Below are 22,716 nucleotides of genomic sequence, written 5' to 3' on the forward strand. Positions count from 1 at the left end.
TTGTTTTATTTTTTGGGAAATGAAATTTTAAACGCTGTGCCTTTTTCGGGATGGCTGTCTACATGGATGACTCCCTGATGATTTTCAATAATATTAAATGTCACCATCAGTCCAAGCCCCGTGCCTTTTTCTTTTGTCGTTAAAAATGGTTCTCCAATCCGGTTCAGCACCTTTTCAGGTATGCCTTCCCCTTCATCTTTGACAGTGACATGAACAGAATGCTCATCCTCCGTTATGATAATGTCTACTGTTCCCCCGTCAGGCATCGATTCAACTGCATTTTTAATTAAATTAATGAATACCTGTTTTAATTGGTTTTGATCTCCGTTTATATAAATGCTGTCTTTTTCATAGCTGGTTCTGATAAAAATGCCATTCAAATTTGCCTGCGTTTCTAACAGGGCCGATACCTCACCAATTAATTTTTTCAAGTTCAAATATTCTTTAACGGCATTTTGCTGGGGTTTTGCCAGCATTAGCAGTTCACTGAGTATTAATTCGATGCGGCTGAGTTCAGAAAATACAATATCAAAGTAGTGGTCATTCCCTTCCATCGTCGGTTTCATCAGCTGCAAAAATCCTTTGATCGCTGTCAGCGGGTTGCGGATTTCATGGGCGATTCCCGCCGCAAGCTGACCTGCGATTGATAGTTTTTCCGATTTTAGCATCAATTCTTCTGTTTGTTTTCTCTCTGAAATGTCCCGAAGAATGACTTGGACAGCCGCTTCACCAAAAAAGGTCGTCGGAATGCAGACCATCTCCGTATAGATGACCCTGTTCTGGAAGGTGAACCAGGATTGCTTGACAATTTCTGACTCTGTTTTTTGCTCGGCGATGTTTCGGATTCTCTCTTTTACATCCTCGTGATCGCAAGGATGCAGCTGATCGTATATGTTTTTGCCAATTAAATCCTCATAGGTAGCCGCTTCAAACAGTGAAATTCCCGACTCATTCATAAATACCCATTTGCCATTATGAATCACCGCAATGGTATCGATTGAATTTTGAATCAGCAGCTGATATCGTTCACGGCTTTTTTGCAGGATGGTTTGGAATTTTTTCCTTGAAGAGATGTCGATCAGCAGCAGCAGTTCAGCCTGCTGGTTTTTGTAGACGGTCGGGGACGCTTTCACTTCTAAATGAACAGGTGTGCCATCAAGCCTTTTCCACGTCTGTTCGATCATTCCGACTTCCATTCCTTTTTGCATTCGTATAATCCTGTTTCTGACGATATCATGATATTCTTCTTCAATAAATTCATAGGACCATTTTCCAATAATAGCATCCTTGCTTTTCGCTCCCAGCATTGAAAGCATCGCGCTGTTTACATAGACGATCTTGCCTTTGACACTGATGCATAGCGGACTCGGGAGATTTTCAACTAACCGTTCATAATCATCCGTTATATATGTAGTCGATTCCGGGCTTGCAGGCTCGATTTCATGTTTTTCGCAGTTTAGGGATTGATGGCCTGTTTCTTCTTCAAGAACCTTCATTTTCAAAATGATTTCCCGTTCTGTCCGCTCAGCTCTTGTCGTAACGATTTCTACCGCAGCCTCCACCCACACAATCGTGTGGTCTTTTTTAATAAAACGAAAGGTGCACGGCATCAGATGATGTTCATTATAAAAATAGCTTTCAACTAAAAATTGGTCTTCCTCATGCAGAAACGTTTTGAGGAATGATCCAATCATCTCTCCTTGAAGATAGCCCAAATGCAGTTTAGAGTTGGCAGATATATAAATGATGCGTCCATTAGAGGCCAAGACTGCATGAATATCGGTTTTTGTTTGAAATGGTTTAACATGCTGCGTATCCTGTTCCACAGAATCCCTCCTTTGCATGATCATCGTGTTTCGATATATACAGATTGACTTTTACCTAGTATGATTCGCTAGAAAATGAGTATTCTCCTTCTATTCTTATGTTGATCGTCAATTTTTGAATAAAAGAAAGGGCACACAATCTTTCAGATGTGCACCCTCTTTTTTATTTTTTGCTATGTTTCTTTTCGAGCTCTGCGTAGGCGTGTATAGCTCTTTTGGCAATAATTTTATTGATCTTATCATCATCATCTACTGATGGAACAACAACACTAAAAGCCACTTTTGGATTTTTCGACGGGTAATAGCCGACAAAAGTCAGATTGTATGTTTTTTTCCCCCACCAGTTGCGATTCGTGCCGTAGTAAAATGTTTCCGCTGTTCCCGTTTTCCCTGATACATCTTCTGTAAACGTATTTTTAGCTGTCCCTGAAGAAGTGACTAATTTCATACCTGTTTGGACTTGCTTCAAATCACTCTCTGAATTGTTGATCTTATTCAGTACTTTAGGTTTTCTATGTTCAATTGCCTTACCAAGCTGGTCTTTACTGCCTGGCTCATGAATACTAGTGACGATTCTAGGCTGCACACGATAGCCTCCATTGGCGATTACTGAAATGTACTGCGCCATTTGAAGCGGTGTGTATGTATCATATTGACCGATTGCCAAGTCTAAAATTAATCCCCCTACAGTTTCAGGTGTGGTTTGCATACCGGCTGATTCCTGAGGCAGATCAATACCTGTCTTTACTCCCAGGCCAAACTGGCTGTAATAGTTTCTCATTTTCAGTAAATCCTGCTGATCAGCCGGGAGAGACCCATGTGGCCTGTATGTTACACCCGCAATATGCAAGGCGACATTAAACATATATACGTTAGAACTTTTTTGCAAAGCGGTTAATTCATTAATGGTTCCCATATTGGTATAAGATTTTTTTATCAGATTTGTTCCTAGAAGCATTGGAGCATCGAGAAAATATTTATAATGCGGAATCCCGTCCTGATAACCGGCAAGTACGGTGGCACCCTTTACTGCTGAACCCATTTCATATTGGGTTGTAAATGCCCCTATCGCATAATCTTGAATTTTGTTTGTTTCTAAATCTATCTTTTTTCCCGCCATCGATAAAATATCGCCGTTATTCGGGTCCATCATCACGACAAAGGCTCTGTCAAGCATATAGTTCCCACGTGCACGGCTGTTTCTCACTTCTTCTTCAATGATCTTTTCCACTTTTGCTTGGAGCTCCATGTCAAAAGAAAGCTGAAGATCGTATCCCCTGCTGCCTTTATCAATGGTTTTTTGGCTGACGACATTTCCTTTATTATCTTCTACATATTGCACTTTTTCCTTTTGGGAATTTAAGTAGTCTTCATATTGATACTCTATATAACTTTTCCCAACCCTGTCATTATTCGCATAGCCTCTTGTTAAGTAGAAATCTTTCCGGTCGCTCAGCAGGCCCTGATCAGGTGTCGTGACACCTCCAAAAACGGAATAGAGGGTTTTGTCATAAGGATATTTTCGCGTCCAATCGTTTACGATGTCGATTCCCGGAAGCTCTTCTAAATGCTCAGAAACAATTGAAATTTCATCATATGTTAAGTCATTTTTTGGTCGTTGCGTGGAGCTTTTCTTCTCATCAAGCAGCGTTCCGTTCTTTCCATTGCTGTTGCTTTCATTTGGGTTCATCGCCTTTACGATTTGAGGTTCGTAAGCATTACCGCTTGAAAACCTTGTATATATCGCAGCGATTTCCATTTCTTCATCATCTCGCTGAATAGTTTTCAGCTCTTGATTCGGCACACGCTCAATTTGAAGCTTGTAAGCCTCGGCCCCTTTCAGATTGCTTTCAGATTCCTTAAGCAGAGCGGCGCCTTTTTTCGGATGAGATGCAATCCAGTAATCACGCAAATCTCTTTCCTTCAAAAATTCGGTATCAATATGGATTAAAGCAGCCAGACGCTTCGCTGTTTTGATTTTGTCTTCTGTTTTTGTGCTCGATGTAGAAACATACACAATTTCAGGCACACTTTGGTTATCGACAGCCACTTTCTGGTTTCTGTCGTACATCTTTCCTCGCGGCGCGGGATAGTACGCTGTTTTTGCATTTGCTTTCTCAGCGTCTTCTTCATGCTGTTCACCTTCAACAATTTGAACAACGCCAAGCTTAAAGATTAATGCAGTGAATAGAACAAAGACAGCAAGGAAAAAAAAGTTCATTCTAATTGCCCGGTTTCCTTTGCGCTTTTTCTTTGGTTCACGCCCTATTTCAGTCACTTCTGGTTACCCCTCTCAAATCATTCAATATATTTACATATACTGAGATTAATTGTAACACCTTTGTAACAGTTGTTACAGCAAAAAGGGATAAAAAAAGCTGTCAATATAAAAACACATTAAAATATAACTAACGATTCAAATAAAAGGAAGCTATGTAACTGTACGATAATAATATGAAATGCAGCTGATTCCCTTCTTCACAGCGGTTATGCGCATATTGGTTACGAAAATGACAATCTCTCTTTGTCAAAGGAAAGTGATGGATACTTTATGACAAAAAAGCTATGTTATGATTTTTTTGTAGAAACAAACAACTCTAGGAGGTTATGAACTAATGAAGAAAGCATTTATTTTATCTGCTGCCGCTGCGGTTGGATTATTCACATTCGGGGGCGTACAGCAAGCATCAGCGAAAGAACTCTCCTGCCAGCATGTGGTAACAGTAAAAACGGGGAACACTGTGCAAAACATGCCCCTTAACGATGCAGTGAAAAAACTGCATATTAAAACAAATATCAAAACATTAGACGCTGCAAACGAAAAAGAGATCAAGCAGCTTCTTCAAAAATATGCGAAGCAATCTAACATGAACATTCAGGATGTTCAAAAGACTGAAACTGCAAAACCTGCGCAAAAGACTGCTGAAAAAGCAGCTGCTGAAAAAAACACTGCTTCTAAAGCACCAGCTGCTACTGAACAAAACGCTGCTTCTAAAGCACCTGCAGCTGCTGAAAAAACAAACACAACTACATCTGCGCCTTCATCTGTAAGCGCATATGAGAAGAAAGTTGTTGAGCTTACAAATGCAGAAAGACAAAAACAAGGGTTAAAACCGCTTCAAATTGATGAAACGTTAAGCAAATCTGCACGCGCAAAATCTCAGGACATGAAGGACAAAAACTACTTTGATCACCAAAGCCCAACTTACGGCTCACCGTTTGATATGATGAAATCTTTCGGAATCAGCTACAAAACAGCAGGTGAAAACATTGCTAAGGGCCAAAAGACACCAGAAGAAGTAGTAAAAGCTTGGATGAACAGTGAAGGACACAGAAAAAACATTCTAAACCCTAACTTTACTCACATCGGTGTAGGCTACGTTGAGTCTGGAAGCATCTGGACACAGCAATTCATCGGAAAATAATAAAAAATATCCTGTACGATACAGATAATCTTCAGCTTGTAGAAAAAACCATGTTTTTTCTGCAAGCTTTTTTTGATTTATACCTTTTCATACACCAATTGATCTGTTTCTAGAAACAGAAAAAAAGCACCTACATATCTAACCCTGCTTGGCTAGGTATATGGCAATCTTCTTCATATTCGGGTGCGCGGCTGCGAGGAGAACTTGTTCGCTCACATTCCGTTTTCCCTGAAACAGACAAACGATTTTGTCTCCATACATGCGGGGTGATTTATATGACCGATGGCCTTTGCGGTCAGTTGTTGAATGCGTAAATGCCGGTTCAGACAAATGCACCTGTCTTTTTCACTGTCGCAATGAAATTACCATTGTGGAAACAAACTTCAGGGCAGGATGATAGCGCCTATGAGCGATAACACCAAAGATATCACAGTCAGATAATCCTTTAGAGATTGGGGTCGTTTAAGTAACCAGAATCTGAAAGCGACGGCTTCTACTTGAAAACCAAACCGTGCGATGGGGGAAATAGAGGCTGCCGAGGTTTTCTCGACGGCCTGAGGAGCAAAGGGTGGCTCCTTTTTCATTATTTTGTTAACTTTAGTTTTCCTAATTTGTTACATTCTAAGGCAAACCACACTATTCCATCATTATCGCATCCAATGCCATGAGGTTCAGCATTAGGTGTGTTGATTGTATATTCTTCAATTGTTTGATCACTTGTCAGCCTTCCTATTTTATTTGCCCCCCATTCGGTAAACCATAAATCAGATTTCACTCCTGCAGCGATAGCGTGGGGACGTGCATTTGGTGTAGGGATGTCATATTCAGTTATTTCACCAGAAACCGTAATCTTACCTACCTTATTACCCATGATTTCTACAAACCAAAGCGCATCGTCATGCCCCTTTGTAATCCCTACTGGTCCTGATGCTGGTGTAGGAATTGGATATTCCGTTACCTCTCCTGATTCGGTTATTTTGCCGATAGCATTGTTCTGGTTTTCAGTGAACCAAAGTGACTGATCCGAACCCAACGTAATAAAAGAAGGATATGATCCTTCATTAGGCAGTTCGTATTCATGAATCTTGCCCTCTGATGTCAATTTACCTATACGATTTCCATTCATCTCAGTAAACCAGATATCGCCGTTTGGACCTTCCGTAATTCCATATGGGGCTGAATTTGGATGTGGCAAAAGATATTCTATGAATTGCCCTTTTGCTGTCAATTTTCCTATCTTATTAGCTCTATTTTCTGTAAACCAGATTTCACCTTTTGAAGACGCCGTTAAACACATGACTCCAGCATCAGGTGTCGGAACAGTATACTCTTGAACTTGCCCCTTCTTATCAATACAGCTAATCTTGTTAGCTTTATGTTGAGTAAACCATACCTTTCCTTCGTGTGAAATGGCTATCCCGTATGGACCAGAATCAGAATGTAAAATATTTATTTCTTGCTGTTCAAGCTTCATATCAATTCCCCCATCAATAATAATCTACAAAAAAGCCTCCTATACTCACTTTTCTGAGATAGGAGGCAATGCTTACATTCATACCTAAATAGGCTTCACTTCAAAGCCGCTTTAGTCAGTATAAATAAAGAACATTACCCCATAATCCTATCTCAGAAAATGAATCAATAAACAAAACAAATAAGCATTCAGATCATCGGAAAAATAGTACTGAAGTTAAATGTATAGGTTAAGCTATTGATTCTTTCTAAAAGCTAGGGTTATAGAATCATGTTCTTATTTTCACCCTTCCGTTTTATGTTAAGGCAACAGTAAAATACTGTCTCAGTTTTGTCAACTGCTAAAAATAAAAAACAATGTATGCAGGAGATGATGATATTTTTCTCCCCCAAAAAAAGGCGCATGATCGAAAGAAGGGTGCTTTTTGAACAAAAATAAAATAATGCGGATCAGTGACAGCAGCATTGTAAATCGTATGCCTCAAGTTTTAAAAAGAGTAAAAACACGATTGAAATAAAAAAGAGAAGGATAAATCCTTCTCAGAACGAATATCAAATAAGGCTCACAGCCTGAAGGCATGCAATCTTTTTTATTTCACCCATAGCTTATATATACTTTGTGTTCCGCTGTTTTCTTCGCCTTGTGCAGCGAGCTTGTCATACAAGGATTTCGCAAGCGACAAGCCTGGCATTTCTTCCCCCATTAATTCCGCTTCCTCAAGCGCAATTCCCATATCTTTAATAAAATGTTTCACATAAAAACCTGGTTCAAAGTTACCTTGAAGCATACGGGGAGCAAGATTTGACAATGACCAGCTTCCGGCTGCGCCCGTTGTGATGCTTTTCAGGACATTTTCCGGCTGCAGGCCTGATTTTTGAGCATAGGCCATCGCTTCAGCAACACCGATCATACCAGCTGCGATTGCAATCTGATTACACATCTTGGTATGCTGGCCGCTTCCAGCCGGTCCTTGATACTGAATGTTTTCTCCCATTAAAGAGAAAATCGGCAGGCAGGCTTCAAATGCTTCTTTTTCTCCGCCGACCATAATCGCGAGAGTTCCGTTTTGTGCACCGATATCTCCGCCGGAAACAGGGGCATCTAAAGCGAACAATGCTTTTTCTTTGGCCGCTTCAGCAATCTTCTTCGCAAGCGAAGGTTTAGATGTCGTCATATCAATGAGATATGCGCCTTCTTTTGCATTTTCAATAATTCCGCTGCTTCCGAAATACACTTCTTCAACATCACTGGGATAGCCGACCATTGTAATGATAACATCCGCTTCTTTTGAAAGATCTTTGACCGTTTCTTTCCATACCGCGCCTTTTTCAAGTATGCTGTCTGCTTTTTCTTTTGTCCGGGTGTACACCAATACAGGATGGCCGTCTTTCAGAATATGTGATGCCATGCTTTTTCCCATCACTCCAAGACCGATAAAACCAATTGTTTTTTTCAAGGTCATTCCTCCCAGATGCTTTGTTTGATTTTAGTTAAAATTTATCATTTTTCCTTCATTTTCTAGACTACCATATCTATTCATCATATAGTAGACTCTTAAAATGAAAAATCCCCAAAACATATCATGTTTTGGGGATTTGATTGGATTACAATTTGAATTTCTGAATTGTGTTCATAAGCTCTTGGCTTGCATGTTTTAACGTTTCCGTTGAGTGTTTGACTTTATCAAGGGTGATCAGCTGTTCATCGGTTGATGCGTTCACTTCCTCTGCTGCAGCGGCCGATTCCTGTGATATGGCTGATATGCTTTGAATCGCTTCAGAAATCGCGAGCTGTTCATCACTCATTCTTTGAATTTCTTCGTAAATGTGATCAATGCCTTGTACCAGTGATTGCATTTCTGCGGTTATCGTGTTTAATACCTCTCCAGTCTCATGAATGGCACTGTTTTGTTCATCATTCATTCTGCTTGCCTCAACCATTGCGTGAGAGGCCTCTTTTGTCTCAAGCTGGATAAGCTTCACAGTCTCGCTGATATGCTTTGTAGAAAGTGCTGATTGCTCAGCAAGCTTCCGCACTTCATCGGCTACGACGGCAAAGCCGCGTCCGCTTTCTCCGGCTCTGGCTGCCTCAATGCTGGCATTTAGAGCAAGCAAGTTGGTCTGATCAGAAATATTCGAAATAGCTGTAACCACTTCTTCAATATTCTTTGTTTGATTTTCCAGATCAAGCAGCATCGTTTCAACCTTTTTTGTTTCCATGTTGGCTTCGTTTGACTTCATCAATAGCTGGCCGAGCGCGTCAAGTCCTTTATAGCTTGCATCCTCAGATGATTTTGAGCGCTCTTTAATTCCGCCCGCCTCCTCAGCGATTTGTCTGATTTTAGTTGACAGGCTTTCTGATTTTTCATTAATGGTCTCAACTTCAGAAGCCTGTTCTGATGCTCCTGCGGCTACTTCTTCAATTGCTTTTGCAATTTGTCCGCTTGTTTCATTTGTTTCCGCAGAGACAGCCGTTAATTGCTCAGAGGTATCAGATACTTTCCCTGAAGAGAGTCTTACTTGTTCAACCATTTCCTTCATATTTTCAACCATTTGGTTAAAGTCTCTTGTTAAAATACCGACTTCATCCTTGGATTTTGATTCAGCATGAACGGTTAAATCGCCTTCGGAGACTGCCTTCGTTTTTGCGATCAGCTGCTGTATCGGGCCGGTTATCGTTTTGGCCAGGAAATAGCTGAGAATTATCGTTGCGACAAGCGCGATCAGTGATATCCAAAGGTTCGCCCGATTCATTTTATCTGAAATCCACATTAATTTATCAGTATCAAATTGTGTTCCGACTTTCCAGCCCGTTACACCAATCGTTTGGTACACAACCATTTTCCCATTTTCATCCTGTATCCCTTTTTTCTCAGATGCAATGGTTTTCAATGATTGATCCTTTGATATATTTTTTCCTTGGTTTGACGGGTGGGCTAAAAGATTGCCGCTTGCATCAGCTAAAAAGGCAAATCCATTGTAAGGCACCTTTTGCTTATTGACCATGCTCTGGATAGCAGAAAGTTTCAAATCGTAGCTGGCAACCCCTATCACTTTCTGCCCGTCAAGTACCGCTTTCGATGCAGTGACAATCATGTCTCCTGTCACGACATCTTTATAGGGTTCCGTCCAAACGACTTGATCCGGAGTTTCAGCTGCAAGCTTATACCATGGTCTTGATGTCGGGTCATAATCATCAGCAAAATCGGCTTTCGGATATGTAAACATCTCTTTTTTTGCGGTGCCTATGTAAGCCAGCGCAACATAATTATCGTTATCTTTGATTTGTTTAATGTCATCATTAAACAGCCGAGAAGCTTCTTTACTTGGTTTCGTGACAAATGTATGAGTTAATTCTCCATTAGCCAATCTTGTTAACGAAATGGCATAACTCTTTAATTGCAATTCAATATTTTGTTCAAGTGACTGTGTCACGTTTTGAGTTGTATTTTTCCCATCCTCTGTAATCATTGGTTTTAGCGTCAGATAAGAAGACAGCATTAAAAGAACAACTGTGACGATTAACATGATCGAAACAAAAACAGCAATCTTCATGTGAAGTTTTTTAAACAAACCAATCCCCTCCTAATTTCTATATCGGCCCTTTCATTTGAAAAATGAATAATAAAAAAATAAATTATATGAAATCCGGAATATATTTACTGAACATTCAATCTTATTTATAATAAAACACATAAGGAGGGTGATGATCATACTAAAACAAATGTACGTGCATAACGGCAGAAAATTTGAGGCTCTGACCATCCAAAACTATTCAAAGACTGACATAAAGGGGCTGATTTCACTTCAAAGAGAATGTTTCCCCCCTCCGTTTTCTCAGGAATTGCTGTGGTCAGAGGAACAGCTTGAAAGCCATATCAAAACCTTTCCGGAAGGGGCTTTATGCGCGCTGGTCAATGGCAGAATAGTTGGTTCTATGACTGGCCTTATCGTACATTTTAAGCCAGAGTCTCCTGACCATACATGGGCGCAGGCAACAGACAACGGATCTATTAAAAATCATGATCCTCATGGAAATACTTTATATGTAGTGGATATTTCCGTTTCTCCTCATTATCGAAAGCTTGGAATCGGAAAATGGCTGATGAACACGATGTATGAGCTGACTGTTGACAAGCGACTGGAGCGCCTGCTCGGCGGCGGGCGCATTCCTTTTTATCATAAATACTCGCACGAGATCAGCGCTGTACAATACGTTGAAGATGTGATGGAGGGCAGGAAAAAAGACCCTGTGCTGTCCTTTCTCCTCCATTGCGGCCGTTCACCGATTCGTGTAGTCAGCAATTATTTAGAGGATGAAGAATCATTGAATTTCGGCGTTTTGATGGAATGGAAAAATCCTTTTTATAAAAAAGCGAGCTGTTCGTCACAACAGCCCTTTAAGTGAAATATTCGATTTTCGCATTTGGGAAATAAGTATCAATATAGGATTCAAGCGCTTCCCGAAGTGCATGCTCTTCATCTTTCTGATAAATATATTTTCCGATCCCGTAACGGCCCCATTTATAACGCCGCTTTTCTTCATCTAATTCGAGCTTCGTCTTTGGATAATTCTTCTCAATGACTCGTTTCGCCGGTTTTGTAAAACGGTGCTGAATTAATTCAAAAGTAATATCATGTCTGACATCTTGCGGCAAAGCGGCATCAAGTTTTTCAAACAGATGTTTGTATCCTTCTTCCCAGCCTTCATGAATATAAATCGGCGCAACAATAAAGCCTAGCGGATACCCTGCTTTTGCAACTTTTACCGCCGCTTCTATCCGCTTATCAAGAGGTGAGGTTCCCGGCTCAAAATTTTTAATCACGTAGTCGGCATTAATGCTGAATCTGAATCTCGTTTTCCCGTTATGCTTTGCATCTAGTAGGTGATCGACATGGTGAAATTTCGTTACAAATCTGAGCTTTCCGAGCTCACTTTGTCCAAAATGTTCTATGGCGCGCTTCAGCGTGTGTGTCAGATGATCGATTCCTACAATGTCTGACGTACATGAAGCTTCGAACCTTGTGAACTCTGGTGCGCGCTCCTTCATATACTTATCTGCCTGGTCCAATATCTCTTCGACGTTTACATAGGTTCTGATATACGGCTTTGATCCCATGGTTGTTTGCAGGTAGCAGTAATGGCAGTGACCCATGCAGCCTGTTGCAAACGGAATGGCATATTCAGCCGAGGGTTTAGAAGAATCAAACTTTAATGTTTTCCTGACACCGATAACTAAAGTTGACTTCGCATTACGATACTGCTGAAGATGATTTTTTCCAGGAATATTACGCACCTGATTGTGGGATGTCGTTTCTCTGATTTCAATGCCCATTTTTTCAAATTTATCTTGTAATTCTTGAGCCAGCGGATATTCCAGCGCTCTCGGTTCTATATACACAAGCTGCGGAACAAATGGGTTCTGCATGATGCCACATCCTTTTCCTTTACTAACGTTACTTTTCTCATAAGGCGGAAAGGATATGAGTTGTAATGATTTCCTTGTTACTCATACGGATCGATATCAAATAGTTCTTTGTAAAGTGATTTAGCCTCTTCATAGCTTGCAAACACAGCATCGTCCTCTGCAAACGGATGATAGGTTTCATAAATAAACAGGGAAAGCTCACCTTCATGGTATGGGTGGTGTACAATTTCAGCTTCCTTTATGTGGGCAACATTGGCGGCGTGCGGATTTCTGTAGATCACGTAAACTGTATCTCCTGCGTTAAATTGGTTTGACATACTATCCCTCCTAGCCATATTATTGTGCCCTCCTATACCCTTACTTATGAAAAAAACCAGACAGGCCGGAGGCCGTCTGGTTTTTGTACATTACTTGAATGTTTCTTTTACGAACGCGACAACTTCTTCTGTCGTGCTCATAGATAAAATTTTCTCTTTGAATGACTCAGCTTCTTGTTTAGACAATTTGCTGATTTGTGTTCTTGCCGGAAGGATAGACGTTGCGCTCATTGAGAACTCATCTAAGCCTAAGCCGAGAAGGATCGGAATCGCAATCTCGTCTCCTGCCATTTCTCCGCACATGCCAACCCATTTTCCTTCTTTGTGTGCCGCTTCAATTACGAGTGTAATTAAGCGAAGGATTGCCGGGTTGTATGGCTGATACAGGTAAGATACACGTTCATTCATACGGTCAGCTGCCATCGTGTATTGGATCAAATCGTTTGTTCCAATACTGAAGAAATCAACTTCTTTAGCAAACTGATCAGCGATGACTGCAGTTGACGGAATTTCAACCATCATACCGACTTCAATATCGTCAGATACAGCCTGTCCCGCTTTTACAAGCTTTTCTTTCTCTTCAAGAAGGATCGCTTTTGCTTCTTTGAATTCGTTAACTGTCGCAATCATAGGGAACATGATTTTCAGGTTTCCGTATGTACTTGCACGAAGCAGCGCGCGAAGCTGTGTTCTGAAGATTTCTTGCTCTTCAAGGCAAAGACGAATCGCTCTGTATCCCAAGAACGGGTTCATTTCTTTAGGAAGCTGCAGGTAAGGAAGCTCTTTGTCTCCGCCGATATCAAGTGTCCGCACGACAACTGATTTTCCTTCCATACGCTCAAGAACCGTTTTGTAAGCATCAAACTGCTCATCTTCTGTAGGCAGCTGATCTCTTCCCATGTAAAGGAACTCTGTACGGTAAAGGCCAACTGCTTCTCCGCCGTTTTCAAGAACGCCTTTCACATCATCAGGAGTACCGATATTCGCTGCAAGTTCTACATGATGTCCGTCTTTTGAGACAGTCGGTTCATTGACAAGCTTCGCCCACTCAGCTTTTTGAGCCAAATAAGCATTATGTTTTTCTTCATACTCTTTTACAGTTTCCGCAGATGGGTCGATAATGACATCGCCATTGATACCGTCAACGATAACAGTCACGCCGTTTTGGATTGTGCCTGTAGCCGCTTTCGTACCAACAACTGCAGGAATCTCAAGAGAACGCGCCATGATGGCAGAGTGAGATGTGCGTCCGCCAATATCAGTTGTGAATCCTTTTACGAACTCACGGTTTAATTGAGCTGTGTCAGATGGTGTTAAGTCTTCAGCTATAATAATAACCTCTTCTGAGATCATGCTTGGGTTTGGAATTTCGACGCCAAGCAGGTGGCCGGTTACGCGTTTTGTTACATCGCGGATATCTGCCGCACGCTCTTTCATATATTCGTTGTCCATTGATTCAAACATGGAAACGAACATAGAAGACGTTTCTTTTAAAGCGAATTCAGCGTTCACTGAATCAGTGCTGATTTTTTCTTTCACAGGGTTTAGAAGCTCAGGATCACTGAGAACTAAAAGGTGAGCAGAAAAAATATCAGCTTTATCCTGACCAAGTTCTTTTAAAGCGTGCTCTTTGATTTTTTCGAGCTCTTCTTTTGAACGTGCAATCGCTTCATCAAAACGGCTTACTTCCGCTTCAGAATCAGAGATGTTTTTCTTTTCAACCGTTAAATCTGGCTCTTCAAGCCGGTACGCTTTTGCAATCGCGATGCCGGCTGAAGCGCCAATCCCTTTTAATTCTTGCATTACTCGCCGAGTCCTTCGCTTTTCATTGTTTCTTCTAGAGCGTTAAGAGCATCGTTTTCGTCAGCGCCAGTAGCAGAGATTGTGATCTCAGCGCCTTTAGCGATACCTAGAGACATAACACCCATGATAGATTTAAGGTTAACTGTTTTGCCGTTATATTCTAAATTAACGTCAGCGTCGTATTTGCTTGCAGTTTGTACAAGAACTGTCGCAGGACGAGCGTGGATTCCAGAATCTGCAGTTACTTTAAATGTTTTTTGTGCCATTTTTATCATTCTCCTTTTAACTTAAAGCTATATTACTTCACAATATTATATCATACAGCCGTACTTGTCATCTGACAAGCACAGCGTACTAACACCCTTATTTTTCAATCTTCACAATGTCTTCTTGCTCTCTGTTAACTGAGCCGCTTGCTTTAATGCTGACTGTTTCTCCCTCAGCAAGGTTCGTAAACACAATCGGTGTCATGAGAGACGGTACATTCGGTTTGACTGCGTCCAGATCAACTTCAAGAAGTTTTTGTCCAGGTTCAACGCGGTCTCCTTCTGATACGAAAGACGTAAATCCTTCGCCCTTCAGGCTGACCGTATCAATACCAAAGTGGATCAAAATTTCTCTTCCGCCGTCTGATTGCAGGCCGATTGCATGTTTCGTCGGGAACACATTTAGAATTTTTCCTCGAACCGGTGATACGACAATACCTTCAGAAGGGAGAATCGCAAAACCGTCACCCATCATTTTTCCTGAGAAAACTTGGTCAGGAACATCAGTAATCGGGTGAATTTCGCCGGTAATCGGAGAAACGAAAACTTCCTCGCCGATTTCATTTTGCAGCGGTTCTGCAATGACCTCCTCAACCTGCTGACCTACTTCCTCTTGAGCAGATGTTTTCGGTTCAGGTCTTGGTTTGCGTCCCGCAATGATGTCTTGCATTTGTGTTTTTAAACCGTCAGAACGCGGTCCGAAAATAGCCTGAATGTTGTTGCCGACTTCCAGTACCCCGGATGCCCCAAGCTGTTTCAGACGGTCTTTATCAACCTTTTTCTGATCGTTTACAGTCACACGCAGACGAGTGATACAAGCATCAAGGTGTTTGATGTTTTCCTGGTCACCCATTGCCTGAAGGATCTCATAAGGAAGATCTCCTGCTTCACCAGTTTTCCCAGATGCTGCTGTTTCTTCCGTAGCATCCTCGCGTCCAGGTGTTTTCAAATTAAATTTGCGGATGGCAAATCGGAATCCGAAGTAGTAAATGACCGCCAGCCCTAAGCCGACAGGAATCACAAGCCACCATGCCGTCCGGTTCGGCAAAATACCGAATAGGAAGTAGTCAATTAAACCGCCGGAGAATGTCATACCAATCTTAACATTCAACAGCTGCATGACCATGAATGAAAGTCCCGCAAACACACAGTGAATCGCAAACAGGATAGGGGCAACGAATAAGAATGAGAATTCCAATGGCTCTGTGATCCCTGTTAAGAAGGATGTCAAGGCTGCTGAACCCATAATACCTGCAACGAGTTTTTTGTTTTGCGGTTTTGCTTCATGATAAATCGCAAGCGCCGCGGCAGGCAGACCAAACATCATAAATGGATATTTACCTGTCATAAACGTACCTGCTGTTAATTGTACGCCGTCTTTAATCTGCGCCATAAAGATACGCTGATCCCCGCGGATGATTTCCCCTGCTGCACTCTTATAGCTGAAGAATTCATACCAGAACGGCGAATAGAAAATGTGGTGCAAACCGAATGGGATAAGCGAACGTTCAATCACCCCGAAGATAAATGCAGCAAGGGTTGGATTCGCTTCCACTAATCCTGTTGAAAAGGCATTCAATCCATGCTGGATCGGAGGCCAGATCACTAACATAATAAGACCCAGAATCAGTGCAGAAATTGACGTAACAATTGGAACAAAACGTTTACCCGCAAAGAAACCAAGATATTGCGGCAGTTCAATTGTATAAAATTTGTTGAACAATAATGCAGCTAACACACCGACGATAATACCGCCGAACACGCCTGTCGCCAAGGTAGGTATACCAAGCATGTTTACATATGCGGGATGGTTTTCCGTGAAAAACTTGGCTCTTTCGATTGAATCGGAAGGAATGGTTCCGTTTGCAAGAAGAACCGCACTCATGGATACGTTCATCACCAAATAACCGATAATTGCTGCAATCCCTGCAACTCCATCACCGTTGGCAAGCCCGATGGCTACACCTACTGCGAAAAGAAGCGGAAGGTTATCGAAAACAATCTGCCCAGCGCTTTCCATAACACCTGCTACGAGCTGAACATTGTCATTGCTCAAGAAATGCAGGACTTGAATCATGTCCTTATTTTGCATTGCATTTCCGATCGCAAGCAAAATACCCGCAGCCGGTAGGATCGCAACTGGAAGCATAAGCGCGCGCCCGATTTTTTGAAGAACGCCGAATAATGCTTTAAACATAAGAATTGACCTCCTCTTTTTACTAGTCTGACCTTACAGCTAAAAATCATGACAACGAATTCACAGGCGTAAGTCTTCCAGTTTAACCGTTTACATTTGCCCTTTTACACAACAAAAAAGGCATGAGCAAATTGGGTGCACAAAAGAACGAGAATAGACTTCCCGTTTTTTCCCCTCAATCACTCATGCCTGATCGGATCAGTAACACGTTATAAGGATAAACTGAATTTATGAAATTTTATTGGTTAATCGGTACAGATGAAGCGTTAGGTAAACCGCTTCCGCCTCATGAACTGGTTTCTTCAATGTTTGCTGCAAGATTTTAATCAATTTCCAAGCTGTATTGTAGCATAGCGGATATTCATTTTTCAATAACAACATTAATTTTTCTGGTTCTTTAGTCGGTTCTTCTTTTTTGATTCTCTCTATTGTAAATCTGATATGCCGGATCAGCCGCAAATAGTGGACACTTTCCTTATTTACTTTCATTTGAAATGAGTCTTCAATCACCTCAACAAGCTGCGCCATCAGCTGCGAGTGCTGATTGACTTCAGACAGCGGGCGGTTTGTCAGGGCTGAATGGATATGCAGGGCGATAAAACCGATTTCTCCTTCCGGAAGGCAAATTCCCGCTTTTTCATTAATCATATCGATAACTTCTTTGGCAATTTGGTATTCCTCCGGATACAGCGACTGAGTCTCCATTAAAAATGGATTTTTCATATCAAAGCCCTGCTGCTGCCTTTTGATCGCAAATGCGATATGGTCTGTCAGCGCAATGTGAATATGCTCATTTAATGAGTGGTTTGTCCTATTGCTGATGTGGTAGATCACATCGTTTGAAATATCAACGAGCTTTTCATCAACATAGTCAAGGAGCTTTTTAAACTGCTTTTGTTCCTTCTCGTCCTTTAAAATGAACATTTTATCGTAGCCTTTATCTTCAATGACATCATCCTGTTTTTTTCCGAAACCAATACCTTTTCCGATTAAAACGACTTCGCTGTATTTATGATGAGAAGCAATTAATACGTTATTATTCAGTACCTTTTTCACTGTGAAGGACCCATTCACGATCCTCAGCTCCTTTTGTCATTCAATACCTCATATCGTACATAACGAACGGAATGCACGTCAAACCTTTTTTCGATGCTTTCACTAAACAGTCGATCTTTCGACGAGACGGTAATCCAGAACTTTCCTTTCAATCGGCTGCCCTTGAATTCTTTTTTCCAGCATGGCAAATGCCTGCTTTCCCATTTCCTTTGTCTGAATATCGATTGTTGTGATACCAAGCGATTGGCTGATTTCATGGTTATCAACGCTTAAGATTGCAAGCTCATCCGGTACCGATACCCGCTGGGCTCTTGCTTCAAGTAAAAGCCCTGCTGACACTTGATCATTGGCAACAAAAATAGCTGTCGGCTTTTCCTTCCACTTTTGCCACTTATGAAAAAGCGCCTTGCCATCATTGATTGTAATCGCTTTCTCGATCACCCAGTCTTCACGAAATGCTTCTCCGATCTCTTCCAATGCTTCTTTATAGGCCTTGATTCGGAAATGGCTGTTCATGCCCTTTTTTCTTGCCAAACAGATGGCTATTTTTGTGTGCCCTTTGGCAATTAAATAGTCCAAGCCTTTCCGGAATGCTTGTTGGTGAGGAATGCTGATGGTTGGAAAACGGCTGATATCTGAATTCTGGCAAAGCAATATCGGGCCCTCCCATTCCATGAGTTTTTCATCAGCCAGCGCCTTTGAGCAAAAAATCAACCCGTCAACCTGACGCTGCTTTAATTGGGACAGCGCAAAGATTTCTTTCTGCACATCATAGTTTGTTTGGAATAAAGAGAGGTGAATCCCGGATTCCGCGGCTGCGTCAGCTATACCTGCGATCAGCTCTGCAAAATAAGGCAGATTAATCGTCGGCAAGACAACACCAATCATGTTTGAAAATCCTTTCGACAAATGAACAGCGTGGATATTTCTCGTGTACTCTAATGCTTCCATTGCCTCGAGCACTCTATTTCTTTTGTCTTCGCTGACGTAAGGATGATTGTTTATGACTCGGGAAACCGTTGTAACGGAGACACCGGCTTTTTCTGCAATGTCTTTAATATTAGCCATAGATTCCCTTCTTTCTAAATTCCCTTGATCTGGAATGCGTTTCATACAATATGATATGAGCGTACCAGACATATTTTGTGTTTTTAGCTGAAAGGAGAAGATCACATGGGTTTCTTCATTTTAATTGGATTATGTCTGACTGTTCTCGGCGGCAGCTGTCTTGCTGTAAAACCTCTCAACCAAAAACATGAAATTAAACCCTTTCGAACATTTGATGATTTTTTTATTTAATGCAGATAAAAAAGGACGATGTCAAGAACAAAGTCCTTTTTTATTTCCTGTTACGGCAGTATGATTAATTCCTTCGGATATTGGGTCAGAGCAACCGCTCCGTCCTTTGTTACATGAACGTCATCCTCAATGCGCACGCCGCCGATCTCAGGCACATAAATACCCGGTTCGATCGTGTAGACCATGCCTTCCTGCAGCAGTGTATCGTTGGCTTGGCTCATAGACGGGTACTCATGGACGGAAATCCCGAGTCCGTGTCCCAGCCGGTGAGGAAAATAATCTCCGTATCCCGCTTTTTCAATGATCCCGCGGGCAGTTAAATCCAGATCTCCGATTCTGACACCGGGTTTGCTTGCCTCAATCGCAGCTTTTTCCGCTTGAAGAACGGTCTCATAAATCTCCTCTTGCTTCGGATTGATGGTCTTGTATGCAAACGTTCTTGTAATATCAGAGCAGTAGCCGTCAAGAATAACACCGAGATCAAATAAAACGAAATCACCTTTCTTCAATGTGGCTGTCCCTGGATTTCCATGAGGCTGGCCTGATTTTTCTCCGAATAGAACCATTGTGGAGAAAGACATGCCCTGAATTCCTTTTTTCTTCAGCTCATACTCGATTTGAGCGAGCACTTCCACTTCACTGATGCCTTCACGCAAAGCGGCTGTGCCGACTTCAACACCAAAATCAGCAAGTTTTGCCGCCTCTTTCAGCAAACGAATTTCATTGTCGTCTTTAATCAGGCGAAATTGATTGAGTGTTTCTTCTGCTGAAATAAATTGAGCCCCGCCCACTGAATGCTTTAGCTGTTCTGCGCGTGATAGTGAGATCGAATCTTTTTCTACCGCGAGTGTATGTATGCTGATATTTCGCTTTTTCAAGGCTTTCTCTATCAGCTCCCACGGATTTTCGTGATCCGCATAGCCAATGATTTCATGATTCCAGCCTGCGCTGCGTGCCTGACCTGCTTCCATTCCAGGACAAACAAAGAAAGGCTCCTCTTCTTGAAAAATAAATAAACCCATTAATCTTTCATGCGGCTCTGTGTAAAAACCGGTTAAGTAAAAAACATTTTCTTTCGTATGAATAAATGCGGCAGTATGCCCCGCTTCCTTCAGCCATGAAGAGACGCGTTGTATTCTATTCACTTCTTGTTCCTCCCTGCCATTTGCAATGCATTGTTCTGTCTTCCATTGTAACAGGTTTTACAGGTGTTTGCCTTTCGCGGCGCCTTCATTTTCAGATTCATTTTATTTCCTGCCCCCCATCCTGTATACTGACAGTAGAGTTCAATCGCAGGGAGTTGTTCCGTTTGCTGATGAATTTTTTCAGGCGAAAAGCAGTTATGCTCTTAACGATTTTGGGAATTTCCGCTCCTTTTATCGGTATGAAGATGGTCGGCTTTTATTATTACAGCTCTATCATCGGTTGTGCAGCGGGCTTCCTTTGCTGCATCCTCGCTCTCATCATGGTTACAAAAAGATCCGGTAAAGACAAAAAAGAAGAGAAAGCTTGATACATAAAAAACCAGCAGCCCGATTGGACTGCTGGTTTTATTTTAAAAGCCTTAACCCGTTTAATATTACCAAGATCGTACTTCCTTCATGACCGATCACGCCAAATGGCAATTCCATCACCTGCAAAAAGTTTGCACAAATCAGCAGGCAGATCACAGCTAGGGAGAATACGATATTTTGTTTGACAATCCTGTTCATTTTCCGAGACAAGCGGCACATGTTTACGAGTTTTTTCAAATCGTTTTGCATGAGTACCATATCAGCGGTCTCAAGAGCAACATCTGTTCCGCCGCCCATTGCAATGCCGACATCCGCCGCTTTAAGTGCCGGCGCATCATTGATTCCGTCACCGACCATTGCAATCGTTCCGAATTCTTCTTTTAACCGTTTGATTTCATTCACTTTTTGGTCAGGCAGGCATTCTGCCGCAACAGTTGTCATTCCGGCTTCCTTCGCTATCGCTTGAGCCGTGTCCTTATGATCTCCTGTCAGCATGGCCGTTTTAATACCAAGCCGGTTCAATTCTTCCATGACCTCTTTTGCTTCGGACCTGATTTGATCTTTCAGTGCGATACAGCCCGCTATTTGATCATCCTTTTTCACAAATACAATCGTATGGCCGCTTTGAATGACATCTGATGCTGTTTGTTTTATAAATTGTGCTGCCATTTCCTTGCCGATAAAATCTGCTTTACCAATCTTCCATTTCGCGCCAGAGACTTCTGCCATAACGCCAAATCCTGATGTTTCTTCTATAGATATGTAGCCTGACTGATTCACGCCGCGGCTTACAGCGTATGACGTTATAGCTTGAGCGAGCGGATGGCTTGATTGCGTTTCGATGGCGTAGACAGCCTCAAGAACCTCCGTTTCACTGAATCCTTCTGCGATTCTGACAGTCTCGACGGCAGGCTGGCCTTTTGTTACAGTGCCCGTTTTATCAAAGGCAATCATTTGCACAGAACCGAGCTGTTCAAGAAAGACGCTACCTTTTACAAGCATACCGTTGCGGGCGCCATTCGAAATTAAGGAAAGCGCCGCGGGCATAATAGAAGCGACAAGCGCACAAGGTGAAGCGACAACCATAAACACCATTGCGCGGTAGAAGGTTTCACTCCAGCTCCAGCCTAGCGCAAAGTGTGGCACGAATAACAAGAGCCCTACCGCAATCAGCACACCTTTTACATAAGCATTTTCAAATCGTTCAATGAAAGCCTGTGCGGGTGAAACACTGCTTTGCGCAGATTCAACCAGTTTGACAATTTTTCTGAATAACGAATCTTCATTTGCTTTCGTGACACGAACGGTCAAGGAGCCGTTGCGATTCACAGTTCCCGTAAATACAGCGTCGCCGGTGTTTTTTTCTACAGGCATTGATTCACCTGTTAATGCTGACTCGTCAAGGCTTGTTGAGCCCGATTCAATGACACCGTCTGCCGCTACGCGTTCTCCAGGTTTGATCACAATCATATCACCGGCCTGCAAGTCCGAAACCGGAACTCTTTTGGTTTCGCCATTGACCAACAGTGTTGCCTCTTCAGGCTCAAGCTGCATTAAAGATGTTAAATCTCTGCTGCTTTTATTCATCGTGTATGTTTCTAAAGCGCCGCTTAAGGAAAAAATAAATATTAAAATAGCACCCTCTGCCCAGTATCCGATCAAGGCGGAGCCGATAGCAGCGAAAATCATTAAAAGTTCTACATTCAGCGTTTTGGATTCGAGCGTTTCTTCGATTCCTTCCTTTGCTTTAGCGAATCCGCCGATCACAAAAGCCAGCAAGTAAAGCGTTACTGATATTACTTGATGTCCCGATAAGAGCCAGCCTGCCAAAATAAGACCGCCTGACACCAGTGCTGCGATAAGCTCAGCATGCTGTGCCCAGTTTTTATCTTTCTGTTCTGTTTTTAATGGCTTATGCGGATCGTGTTGAACGATAACTTGTTCATTCATATTTAATTCTCCCCTCTAATTGAGAACGCAAATCATCTTCATTTCCCTTATAAAAAACAAAATCGCCGCCCAAAAGGCAGCTTCATCGTTGTTATTTCTTGATGTCTTCCTTAATTATAGCATGCGGGAAGAAAATTTCAATTATAATTATTTTAATTTCT

17 protein-coding genes are annotated in these 22,716 nt (G+C 41.9%); 3 read left to right on the forward strand and 14 right to left on the reverse strand.

Annotated elements, in window-relative coordinates; all coding sequences use genetic code 11:
- Positions 1–5: 5 nt before the first annotated feature.
- Together kinA and KHQ79_RS11280 are read right to left on the reverse strand one after the other, a co-directional pair.
- Positions 6–1,826, reverse strand: coding sequence for a sporulation histidine kinase KinA (gene kinA / locus KHQ79_RS11275; RefSeq protein WP_003238947.1), 1,821 nt, complete (start codon positions 1,824–1,826; stop codon positions 6–8).
- Positions 1,827–1,989: 163 nt separating this feature from the next.
- Positions 1,990–4,104: a peptidoglycan D,D-transpeptidase FtsI family protein gene (locus KHQ79_RS11280; RefSeq protein WP_225515170.1), complete on the reverse strand. Its 2,115-nt coding sequence runs from the start codon at positions 4,102–4,104 to the stop codon at positions 1,990–1,992.
- A 337-nt stretch (positions 4,105–4,441) separates the two neighbouring features.
- On the opposite strand from KHQ79_RS11280, the gene KHQ79_RS11285 reads away from it, so the two are divergent.
- Positions 4,442–5,251 (forward strand): CAP domain-containing protein, encoded by an 810-nt coding sequence (locus KHQ79_RS11285; protein ID WP_225515172.1) that lies wholly within the window; start codon positions 4,442–4,444, stop codon positions 5,249–5,251.
- A 583-nt stretch (positions 5,252–5,834) separates the two neighbouring features.
- Here the strand turns inward: KHQ79_RS11285 and KHQ79_RS11290 are convergent.
- The 3 genes from KHQ79_RS11290 to mcpC form a co-directional block, all read right to left on the reverse strand.
- Positions 5,835–6,725, reverse strand: a complete 891-nt coding sequence (locus KHQ79_RS11290; RefSeq protein ID WP_225515173.1) for a Vgb family protein — start codon at positions 6,723–6,725, stop codon at positions 5,835–5,837.
- 589 nt (positions 6,726–7,314) lie between these two features.
- Positions 7,315–8,181 carry an NAD(P)-dependent oxidoreductase gene (locus KHQ79_RS11295; RefSeq protein WP_003238955.1) on the reverse strand — a complete coding sequence of 289 codons (867 nt, stop codon included), beginning with the start codon at positions 8,179–8,181 and terminating at the stop codon, positions 7,315–7,317.
- A 148-nt stretch (positions 8,182–8,329) separates the two neighbouring features.
- Positions 8,330–10,297: a methyl-accepting chemotaxis protein McpC gene (gene mcpC, locus KHQ79_RS11300; RefSeq protein ID WP_225515175.1), complete on the reverse strand. Its 1,968-nt coding sequence runs from the start codon at positions 10,295–10,297 to the stop codon at positions 8,330–8,332.
- Positions 10,298–10,430: 133 nt separating this feature from the next.
- On the opposite strand from mcpC, the gene KHQ79_RS11305 reads away from it, so the two are divergent.
- Entirely contained in the window at positions 10,431–11,132 is a 702-nt protein-coding gene (locus KHQ79_RS11305; protein ID WP_133487647.1) for a GNAT family N-acetyltransferase, read from the forward strand.
- Here KHQ79_RS11305 and splB read toward each other — a convergent pair.
- The 8 genes from splB to papB all read right to left on the reverse strand — a co-directional run bounded on the left by splB (position 11,125) and on the right by papB (position 20,236).
- Positions 11,125–12,153 carry a spore photoproduct lyase gene (gene splB, locus KHQ79_RS11310; RefSeq protein ID WP_003238958.1) on the reverse strand — a complete coding sequence of 343 codons (1,029 nt, stop codon included), beginning with the start codon at positions 12,151–12,153 and terminating at the stop codon, positions 11,125–11,127. The genes KHQ79_RS11305 and splB overlap by 8 nt on opposite strands.
- Before the next feature lie 77 nt (positions 12,154–12,230).
- Positions 12,231–12,470 carry a splAB operon transcriptional regulator SplA gene (gene splA, locus KHQ79_RS11315; protein WP_003218644.1) on the reverse strand — a complete coding sequence of 80 codons (240 nt, stop codon included), beginning with the start codon at positions 12,468–12,470 and terminating at the stop codon, positions 12,231–12,233.
- Positions 12,471–12,560: 90 nt separating this feature from the next.
- Complete coding sequence (gene ptsP / locus KHQ79_RS11320; RefSeq protein ID WP_019258254.1) at positions 12,561–14,273, reverse strand: phosphoenolpyruvate--protein phosphotransferase; 1,713 nt, start codon at positions 14,271–14,273, stop codon at positions 12,561–12,563.
- The gene (locus KHQ79_RS11325) at positions 14,273–14,539 is read right to left on the reverse strand and encodes a phosphocarrier protein HPr (protein WP_003218637.1); all 267 of its coding nucleotides are present in this window, start codon (positions 14,537–14,539) and stop codon (positions 14,273–14,275) included. The genes ptsP and KHQ79_RS11325 overlap by 1 nt, the downstream gene beginning before the upstream one ends.
- A gap of 97 nt (positions 14,540–14,636) precedes the next feature.
- Positions 14,637–16,736: a PTS glucose transporter subunit IIABC gene (gene ptsG, locus KHQ79_RS11330; protein WP_003238960.1), complete on the reverse strand. Its 2,100-nt coding sequence runs from the start codon at positions 16,734–16,736 to the stop codon at positions 14,637–14,639.
- A gap of 228 nt (positions 16,737–16,964) precedes the next feature.
- A complete protein-coding gene (glcT, locus tag KHQ79_RS11335; RefSeq protein ID WP_003238961.1) occupies positions 16,965–17,810 on the reverse strand; it encodes a glucose PTS transporter transcription antiterminator GlcT in 846 nt (281 codons plus the stop codon).
- An 84-nt stretch (positions 17,811–17,894) separates the two neighbouring features.
- Entirely contained in the window at positions 17,895–18,860 is a 966-nt protein-coding gene (locus KHQ79_RS11340) for a LacI family DNA-binding transcriptional regulator (protein WP_003238962.1), read from the reverse strand.
- Positions 18,861–19,141: 281 nt separating this feature from the next.
- Positions 19,142–20,236 carry a di/tri-peptidase gene (gene papB, locus KHQ79_RS11345; RefSeq protein ID WP_225515177.1) on the reverse strand — a complete coding sequence of 365 codons (1,095 nt, stop codon included), beginning with the start codon at positions 20,234–20,236 and terminating at the stop codon, positions 19,142–19,144.
- Between the two features lie 164 nt (positions 20,237–20,400).
- Here papB and KHQ79_RS11350 point away from each other — a divergent pair, with 164 nt between their 5' ends.
- The gene (locus KHQ79_RS11350; protein ID WP_133487657.1) at positions 20,401–20,604 is read left to right on the forward strand and encodes a hypothetical protein; all 204 of its coding nucleotides are present in this window, start codon (positions 20,401–20,403) and stop codon (positions 20,602–20,604) included.
- A gap of 37 nt (positions 20,605–20,641) precedes the next feature.
- Here the strand turns inward: KHQ79_RS11350 and pfeT are convergent, their stop codons facing one another.
- Positions 20,642–22,555, reverse strand: coding sequence for a metal-transporting ATPase PfeT (gene pfeT, locus KHQ79_RS11355; RefSeq protein WP_225515179.1), 1,914 nt, complete (start codon positions 22,553–22,555; stop codon positions 20,642–20,644).
- Between the last annotated feature and the right edge of the window lie 161 nt (positions 22,556–22,716).

The sequence above is a fragment of the Bacillus sp. TSO22 genome, assembly GCF_020223595.1.
GTDB classification, from domain to species: Bacteria; Bacillota; Bacilli; order Bacillales; family Bacillaceae; genus Bacillus; species Bacillus inaquosorum.

What these genes read in the sequence shown, in the direction of transcription:
- KHQ79_RS11285 (WP_225515172.1), top strand. Translation starts at nt 4,442, where the DNA reads ATGAAGAAAGCATTTATTTTATCTGCTGCCGCTGCGGTTGGATTATTC.
- KHQ79_RS11290 (WP_225515173.1), bottom strand. Translation starts at nt 6,725, where the DNA reads ATGAAGCTTGAACAGCAAGAAATAAATATTTTACATTCTGATTCTGGT.
- KHQ79_RS11305 (WP_133487647.1), top strand. Translation starts at nt 10,431, where the DNA reads ATGATCATACTAAAACAAATGTACGTGCATAACGGCAGAAAATTTGAG.
- splB (WP_003238958.1), bottom strand. Translation starts at nt 12,153, where the DNA reads ATGCAGAACCCATTTGTTCCGCAGCTTGTGTATATAGAACCGAGAGCG.
- splA (WP_003218644.1), bottom strand. Translation starts at nt 12,470, where the DNA reads ATGTCAAACCAATTTAACGCAGGAGATACAGTTTACGTGATCTACAGA.
- ptsP (WP_019258254.1), bottom strand. Translation starts at nt 14,273, where the DNA reads ATGCAAGAATTAAAAGGGATTGGCGCTTCAGCCGGCATCGCGATTGCA.
- KHQ79_RS11325 (WP_003218637.1), bottom strand. Translation starts at nt 14,539, where the DNA reads ATGGCACAAAAAACATTTAAAGTAACTGCAGATTCTGGAATCCACGCT.
- ptsG (WP_003238960.1), bottom strand. Translation starts at nt 16,736, where the DNA reads ATGTTTAAAGCATTATTCGGCGTTCTTCAAAAAATCGGGCGCGCGCTT.
- KHQ79_RS11340 (WP_003238962.1), bottom strand. Translation starts at nt 18,860, where the DNA reads ATGGCTAATATTAAAGACATTGCAGAAAAAGCCGGTGTCTCCGTTACA.
- pfeT (WP_225515179.1), bottom strand. Translation starts at nt 22,555, where the DNA reads ATGAATGAACAAGTTATCGTTCAACACGATCCGCATAAGCCATTAAAA.